Origin of the sequence: Flavobacterium sp. FPG59 (genome assembly GCF_002150205.1) — a bacterium.
Taxonomy (GTDB): domain Bacteria; phylum Bacteroidota; class Bacteroidia; order Flavobacteriales; family Flavobacteriaceae; genus Flavobacterium.
Genome location: NZ_MTCA01000117.1, coordinates 1 through 8,962 on the forward strand (window position 1 = coordinate 1; position 8,962 = coordinate 8,962).

7 protein-coding genes are annotated in these 8,962 nt (G+C 32.5%); all 7 read left to right on the forward strand.

The features are described from left to right. The coding region (locus tag FPG59_RS10630; protein ID WP_140344631.1) for an AI-2E family transporter at positions 1-747 on the forward strand (747 nt) is incomplete at its 5' end. A gap of 96 nt (positions 748-843) precedes the next feature. Then, positions 844-2,664 (forward strand): hypothetical protein, encoded by a 1,821-nt coding sequence (locus FPG59_RS10635; protein WP_086454581.1) that lies wholly within the window; start codon positions 844-846, stop codon positions 2,662-2,664. Positions 2,665-2,807: 143 nt separating this feature from the next. Further along, positions 2,808-3,125 (forward strand): hypothetical protein, encoded by a 318-nt coding sequence (locus FPG59_RS10640; protein ID WP_086454582.1) that lies wholly within the window; start codon positions 2,808-2,810, stop codon positions 3,123-3,125. Positions 3,126-3,225: 100 nt separating this feature from the next. After that, complete coding sequence (locus tag FPG59_RS10645) at positions 3,226-3,726, forward strand: hypothetical protein (RefSeq protein ID WP_086454587.1); 501 nt, start codon at positions 3,226-3,228, stop codon at positions 3,724-3,726. 162 nt (positions 3,727-3,888) lie between these two features. Further along, the gene (locus tag FPG59_RS10650) at positions 3,889-4,416 is read left to right on the forward strand and encodes a hypothetical protein (RefSeq protein ID WP_086454583.1); all 528 of its coding nucleotides are present in this window, start codon (positions 3,889-3,891) and stop codon (positions 4,414-4,416) included. 151 nt (positions 4,417-4,567) lie between these two features. After that, positions 4,568-7,099: a PIG-L family deacetylase gene (locus FPG59_RS10655; RefSeq protein ID WP_086454584.1), complete on the forward strand. Its 2,532-nt coding sequence runs from the start codon at positions 4,568-4,570 to the stop codon at positions 7,097-7,099. 120 nt (positions 7,100-7,219) lie between these two features. After that, entirely contained in the window at positions 7,220-8,947 is a 1,728-nt protein-coding gene (locus FPG59_RS10660; protein ID WP_086454585.1) for a sodium:solute symporter, read from the forward strand. Positions 8,948-8,962 lie beyond the last annotated feature (15 nt).

The following is an 8,962-nucleotide window of genomic DNA, read 5'->3' on the forward strand; positions in this document are numbered from 1 at the left end:
GATACCCTTGTAAATTTAACCTTAATACCTATTTACACTTTTTTAATATTATTATATAGAACCCACTTTTTGATGTTTTTATCAAAACTAGTTGATAAAGAACACCATCATAAACTAAAAGATATATTGACCAACATTCGTATTGCTATAAATAGTTATATCGTGGGGTTAATTATAGAAATGATATTAGTAGCTACAATGACTACAATTGGATTGATGTTAATAGGTGTTAAATATGCCATATTATTAGGAGTGATGACCGGAATTTTAAACTTAATCCCTTACATAGGAATTCTTTTTGCGGGAGTTTTAAGTATCGTGGCCACTCTAACAGGCACACCAGATTTATCTATAATTATTGGTGTTATCGCAGTAACTGTAGTTGTTCAACTTATTGATAATAATATTTTGGTGCCGTTAATTGTAAGTTCAAAAGTTGAAATCAATGCATTTATATCTATTATTGCCATCATTATTGGTGGTGCCATAGCAGGGGTTTCTGGAATGTTTCTTGCACTGCCTATATTGGCTGTTATTAAAGTAATTTTTGACAGAATAGACACACTAGAGCCTTGGGGTTACCTTATGGGTGATCATTTACCCAAAACGTATACATGGCGTAATATAAAATTACCCCTTTTTGATTCAGAGGAAGAGTCAAAACCCAATGTTATAATCACAGAGGTTCAACTTCCAACGTTTACTGAAACTACAACTGAAATTGACCCTAATAAAACTAAAGAATAAATCAATAAGTTTTAGTTTCTAAATCCTATGCACACCCCGTAATTAATTGAGGGCTAGTTATTTCATTCTGTCAACTGTACCCTTGATTTTTATAAAATGCGTACCCAAAAAAAAACTTTACTATTCTTGCTTATTCTTTGTGCAGTACAGATAACTTTTGCACAAAAAAAAGCAACTTCAAAGGATAGTATTGCCATCTATTCCAATATTAAAAACTTTTCTAAAAAGACCAAGTTTACACAGGTGATGCACAAACTAATCTTTAGATCATCAGTTATAAAAAGCAAAAGCACTAAACAAGTACAAAAACAATACTCCGATTACGAAGGTAAAATTATTAGAAAAATAAACATCGTAACCTTAGACCCATTTGGCTACTCTGATGTTGACACTTCAAAAAAACCAAAAAATTGGGCAGAGCGTACCGGTAATAAAATCCATGTAAAAACCAATAGACTAGCCATTTTAAATTTACTTTTAATTAAAAAAAACAAACCTTTTGATTCTTTACTTGTAAGAGAATCTGAACGATTGATTCGCTCGCAACGATATATAAACCGCGTAGATGTAGCGCCGCAAAGCATTGCAAATAGCCCTGATTCTGTTGACATTTCTATTCGAATTTTAGATTCCTGGAGTATTATTCCAAAAGGATCACTTTCAAGTTCAAAAATGAATATTGAAATTAATGAACGTAATTTTTTAGGGTCAGGACATCAATTTGAAAATAAGATCAAAAATCAATTTAGTGATTCAAAAACTGCTTATGATGTGGCGTATAGCATTCCTAACATTAAAAATACGTTTATAAACACCAAAGTAAGGTACCAAATAGATTTAGACGGGTATTATGGCAAAAGTATTACTATTGAACGGCCATTTTATTCGCCTTTGACAAAATGGGCAGGCGGAATTTATATCGATCAACAGTTTAGAAAAGATTCTCTTCCTGATTTGAATGCTGTTTTTGAATTTCAAAATTTTAAATACAATACACATGACTTTTGGGTAGGACGCGCTTTCAAGCTGTTTAAAGGAAATTCGGTTAATGATCGAACTACAAATCTTATTGTAACGAGCCGATTTATGAATTTAAAATATTTAGAAAGTCCTACAGCGGTATACGATCCCGAAGATTTTTATGCTAGTGAAAAACTAGCCTTAATTGGGGTAGGAATTTCGTCACGTACCTTCGTTCGTGATCGTTACATATTTCAATATGGTATAATTGAGGATATACCTATTGGTAGAATATATGCATTAACAGGTGGATATCAATATAAAAATAATGCTGGACGTATGTATCTGGGTTCTCGTGCGTCTTTTGGTAACTTTTATAAATGGGGTTTTTTGAGCACTAATTTTGAATTTGGAACATTTTTAGAAAACTCAAATACGTTGCAAACTGCATTTACTTTTGAAGCCAATTATTTTACTAACTTAATGACAATTGGTAAGTGGAAAATTAGACAATTTGTAAAACCACAGATAATAATTGGTTCTAAAAGAGCTAATGCCTACGGTGATCAATTATCAATAAATGATAATAATGGTCTTAGTGGTTTTACAATGGCTACTTATGGAACTCAAAAGGCTATTTTAACACTACAAACTCAAGGATACTCCCCATGGAACCTATGGGGATTTCGCTTAAATCCATTTATCAACTACTCAATTGCAGGGCTTGGCAACAGCTCAAAAAGTTTTTTAAAGAGCAAAGCCTATTCCAAGTTGAGCATTGGATTCATTATCAATAACGATTATCTTGTTTTTAATTCTTTCCAAATTTCGCTATCCTATTACCCAACAATACCTGGCAATGGGAGTTCAATTTTTAAAACAAACGCAGTTGAAACAACTGATTTCCGCTTACAAGATTTTGATTTAGCGAAACCAAGAATAGTAAAGTATAAATAACTAAAAATCAAACATATAAAAAACTTAATTCACATAAAAAATTGCGTGTGAATTATACAATTTATAGTTCAAATTATATAAGTCAAGAGTATGCTAATGGTTTAAATTTGTTAACATAATAATCACTTTTAAAACCTATAATAATGAAAAAAGTTACCTTCTACTTAATGATAATGGTGTTGTCATTAAGTGTGCTACCAACACAAGTATTTGCCGCTGAAAAAAATCCAACTACAATTTCTACTACTCCAAAAGAAGTTCCAGCAGAAGTTAAAGTTTTATTGAATCGTCTAGATGAGATAAAAGCAATGGACAAATCAGAAATGAGTCGTACAGAAAAAAAAGAGCTGAGAAAAGAAGTTCGAGCTATAAAAACAGAATTAAAATCTACGGGGAATGGCGTCTATTTATCTGTAGGGGCAATAATTATAATTGTACTTTTACTTATACTGTTGTTGTAAATTAAAAAGGATCAAGACTTATGAGGAAACGAATCATCGTTTCCTCATTTTTTTTCTTGGCATCATGCATTTTAACACTAATTCTATAAAAATTTATCAAATGAAAACAATCCAAATCCTTTTAATAGGAATATTGTTTATGACATATTCTTTCTCCACACAAGCACAAGTATCTGTAAATGTAAATATCGGTACACCTCCAGCTTGGGGACCATCAGGATATTCAGCAGTAGACTATTATTACTTACCTGATATTGAAGCGTATTATGACGTTAGAGCAACAGAATTTATTATTTTAAGTAATGGTCGATGGATCAGATCTAGAAATTTACCCAATCAATATCGAAGCTATAACTTATATAATGGATACAAGGTAGTATTGAATGATTATCGTGGTAAAACTCCTTACGCTAATTTTAAAACACACAAAATAAAATATTATAAAGGATATAAAGGTAAACCTCAAAAAAATATTGGAGTTTACAAAGTGAATAATTCAAGTTCAATCAAAGCCAATAAAAATTACAAAAGCGAGCCGGGAAATCACGGAAACAATAAAAAAGACAAAGGAAATAATGGTCATGGAAAAGATAAAAACTAAATATAAATAATTAATAATCATACACTTAAATATCACCTTGTTTTTTTATGTATTTTACTTTTTCTTATGTAAATGTTACTTAATCTGTTTTGGCACAGTTGTTGAAAATTGTTGTTAGAGATAATTAAACATTTTTTTAATAAATCACTAAAATAGGATAATATGAAAACGATCAAATTAATAGTTGCTGGAATTATTTTATTAGTTTCAAGTTCAATACAAGCACAAGTATCTGTAAATGTAAATATCGGTAGAACTCCTTCTTGGGGACCTGTAGGAAATGTAAATGCGGAGTATTACTACCTTCCAGACGTAGAAACGTATTATGATGTAAGAGCTACCCGATTCATTTATTTTGATCATGGACGATGGATTCGTGCAAGGTTTTTACCCAACCAATACAGAAATTACAATTTAAACACAGGGTGTAAAGTAGTTCTTAACGATTACCATGGTCCAAGTCCTTACAATCATTTTAGAACACATAAAGTAAAATATTATAGAGGATATAGAGGTAATGAACCTAGAAATGTTGTTTATCATGTAGATAGAAGAGTGTACTTAAACGAGAGACCTAGTAATCGTGGAGATCATAGAAATCGTAGAGATAATGACCGCCATGATGATCGTAAATATTACAAAAATAACAGACATGACAGAGATGAAGATCGAGGCCGTGATAGAGATTAAGCATTAGCACATAAAAAAGGGAGAAGAACACTAGATGTTTTTCTCCCTTTTGTGGTTTATAACTTTTTATAGACCGCCTTGAACGTTAAAAAATTTTGTAAAAAATATTTAATCCCTACATTTGGAGTTAAAGGAATAATATATTTAGATAATGTATAAAAAAAGCTACTTAATCAGTATTGTAATGCTAATTTGTTTGCAAATCACAAATGCACAACAACCTCAAAAACTTAATTCAGTTGAAATTTACAATCAAATTGAAAAACTCAATTTTCTAGGCTCAGTATTATACATAGCTGCTCACCCTGACGATGAGAATACGAGACTTATTTCTTTTCTTGCCAATGATCAAAAAGCACGTACAGCTTATCTCTCTTTAACTAGAGGAGATGGTGGTCAAAATTTAATTGGTACACAGTTACGAGAATTACTGGGTGTTATTCGAACACAAGAACTTATAGAAGCTAGGAAAATAGATGGCGGAGAGCAATTTTTCTCAAGAGCTAATGATTTTGGTTTTTCAAAAAATCCAACGGAAACTTTATCCATTTGGGAAAAAGAAAAAGTATTGGCTGATGTAATTTGGGCAATAAGAAAATTCCAACCAGATGTAATTGTTAATCGCTTTGATCATAGATCTCCAGGAACTACACACGGACATCACACCGCATCTGCCATGCTAAGCGTTGAAAGTTTTAAGATGGCTAATGATCCAACTGTTTTTCCCGAGCAATTACAATTTGTAAAACCTTGGCAAACTAAAAGACAATTTTTTAATACTTCGTGGTGGTTTTATGGTACCATGGAAAAATTTAATGCTGCTGATAAAACCAACTTAATTAGCCTTCAAACGGGAACCTATTACAGTAATTTAGGGAAATCAAACCAAGAAATTGCTGCTTTGAGTCGCAGTCGCCATCAATCGCAAGGTTTTGGTAGTACAGGTGCACGCGGCGAAGAGACTGAATATCTAGAATTAATAAATGGAGATCCTTTATTGGATAAAAAAACACTTTTTGAAGGTATTGATACCTCATGGAATCGTGTAAAAGGAGGCGCTCCTATTGGCGAACTACTAGCAATCATAGCAAAAGAATTTGATCACAAAAACCCTTCGGCAAGTATTCCAAGTTTGGCGAAAGCCTACACCATGATGCAAGCCTTAGAGCCTAATCAATGGACACCAGTAAAAGCAGCCGCAGTAAAAGAAATCATTGCCGCTTGTACCGGTTTATACCTAGAGGCAGTTGCCCAAAACCAAGAGGCAACTCCCGGTAGTACTCTAAAATTAAAACTTGAAGCAATCAATAGAAGTGCCATTCCCATGGAATTGATTAGTGTACAAACATTGCCAAATAATACCATTTCTAGTCAAAATCAAGAATTAAAAAATAATGTACTGAAAATAATAAATCTAGATTTTAAACTTCCTGAAAACCTAAATTATACACAACCATATTGGTTGCAAGATGCGGGTACAGCCGGAATGTATACCGTAAACGACCAAAATAAAAGAGGCGTTCCTGACATTTTAAGAGAAGCGAAAGTAGAATTTAATATTCGAATCAACGGAATTGAAATTCCATATGAGCGTACCATTGTTTACAAATATAATGATGACGTAAAAGGTGAAGTTTACAATTACCTTGATATTGTTCCAGAGGTAACTACTGCAATTACACATAAGGTTTTGCTTTTTAAAGACACAAAAACTAAACAAGTAGGTGTTAAAATTAAAGCTGGTAAAGATAATATTAAAGGAAATTTACAGCTTGAACTTCCAAAAAACTGGACAGTAACACCTCAAAACATTCCGTTTTCATTTGAAAAAAAGGGAATGGAGCAAATTTTTTATTTTGATGTTACAGCTCCAAAAAAAGCCGAGGAAACAATAGCAAAAAGTGTTGCAATTATTGACAATAAAAGATTTGATAAAGAACAAATTATCATTTCTTATGATCATATTACAAAACAGCAAGTACTACAAACAGCATCGGCTAAATGTATCAAAACCGATTTAAAAACAAATGAAGAAAAAATTGCCTACATTATGGGTGCTGGTGATGAAGTCCCAAACAGCTTGACACAGTTAGGATATAAAGTAACATTAATCAAAGCAGATGAAATTACACCAGAAAAGCTAGAAAACTTTGATGTAGTAATGACAGGAGTTCGAGCATACAATACTATCAACGCATTGGTTAACAAACAAGCAATCCTTTTTGATTTTGTAAAAAACGGAAAAACAATGATTGTTCAATACAATACTGCAGGTGACTTAGTTACCAATGAAATTGCACCTTATCCTTTAAAATTATCTCGTGATCGTGTTACCGAAGAGGATGCAGAAATACGATTTTTAGCTCCAAATCATCCCGTCATGAATTATCCTAATACAATAACGGCACAAGATTTTAAAGGCTGGAAACAAGAGCAAGGATTATATTACCCAAATGAATTTGATCCGGCCTTTACTCCTATTTTTTCATCAAATGACAAAGGAGAAACCCCAAAAAATGGTGCGTTACTCATAGCACCTTACGGTAAAGGTCACTATGTTTACACAGGTTTAAGCTTTTTTAGAGAGCTTCCAGAAGGTGTTACAGGAGCGTATAAATTAATTTCGAATATCATTTCTTTGAAGCCATCACAAACTATTTCAGTTCAAAACAACAAGCTCTAATTCATAACTATGGAACCATTGAAACAAAAAACTTGGAAAAAAAATTATACTTGGGTATTGGTGGCAAATGCCATATACATTGCCATTTTTTGTCTTATTATGAAATTATACTCTTAAACTATGCAATTATTTGACTGGATTATACTAATTGTTACATTACTTTTTATTGTTGTTTACGGAGCTTGGAAAACAAAAGGAAGTAAAAACGTTGAAGATTTTATACTTGGTAATAACGAAACACCATGGTATGTTGTAGGACTATCTGTAATGGCAACTCAAGCAAGTGCAATTACTTTTTTATCTACACCTGGTCAGGCTTATCATGACGGAATGGGTTTTGTGCAATTTTATTTTGGTTTGCCTATTGCCATGGTAATAATTTGCGTAACCTTTATACCGCTGTACCACAAGTATAAAGTGTATACAGCCTACGAGTATCTCGAAAAAAGATTTGATTTAAAAACCCGTTCACTAGCTGCAATATTATTTTTATTTCAAAGAGGTCTTGGAACGGGTCTTACCATTTATGCACCTGCCATTATCTTGTCAGCCATATTGGGTTGGAACCTCACCTACATGAATATTGTCATTGGGGTTTTAGTGATTATTTACACGTTTTCCGGAGGAACAAAAGCGGTTAATGTGACTCAAAAACAGCAAATGTTTGTAATCATGTCTGGAATGTTTATCACATTTTTTCTAATCCTTTATTATTTACCTAATGACATGACCTTTACTAGTGCACTTCATATTGCGGGTGCCAATGATAAAATGGATATTGTCAATTTCTCCTTTGATCCCGAAGAAAAATATACATTTTGGAGTGGAATTACAGGCGGTTTTTTCTTGGCTTTAGCCTATTTTGGAACAGATCAATCCCAAGTAGGTCGGTACTTATCAGGAAAATCTGTTAGAGAGAGTCAAATGGGGCTTATCATGAACGGACTTTTAAAAGTTCCAATGCAGTTTTTCATATTACTTACCGGTGTCATGGTTTTTGTCTTTTTTCAATTTAATCCGGTGCCTTTAAATTTTAATCCAAACAATAAAACATTGATTGAAAAATCAGTTTATAAAGGAGAGTACAACGCATTAGAGCAAAAATTGAATGATCTTTCTGAAGATAAAAAAGTAATCAATTTACTGTATATTGATCAGCTTAACCAAGATTATGATAATCCTATATTGAGAAAAGAATTGGTTGCATTATCTAATAAAGAAAAAGATTTAAGAGACAAAGCCAAAGAAATCATTCTAAAAGCAGATGGTACTAGCGAAACTAACGATAAAGATTATGTGTTTTTTCATTTTATTCTTAATTATTTGCCCAAAGGTCTTATTGGGTTATTATTGGCTGTAATTATATCTGCGGCCATGTCATCAACTGCCTCAGGACTTAATGCCTTAGCATCTACAACAGCAATCGATATTTATAAAAGAAATGTAAAAGGTGAAAAATCAGATAAACATTATTTGTATGCAACCAAGTTTTTTACGCTTTTATGGGGAGTAATTGCCATTCTATTTGCCTGCGTAGGAACCCTTTTTGAAAACTTAATACAACTCGTAAACATCATTGGGTCAATATTTTACGGAACAGTTTTAGGGATATTTTTGGTTGGTTTTTACATCCAGAAAGTACAATCAAAAGCTATTTTTTATAGCGCAGTGCTAAGCCAACTCACCATTTTTATTATTTTTTACTATGCTATTTATGTCTATCCTAGCGGGCAGGAAAAATTAGGCTATTTATGGCTGAATTTTATTGGCGCCATGCTAACTATAATGATTTCATTGCTGTTCCAGTTTACAATTTTTAGAAAATCTCAAAAAGAAGTAGCGCACTAAATACTGTGCTTGTTC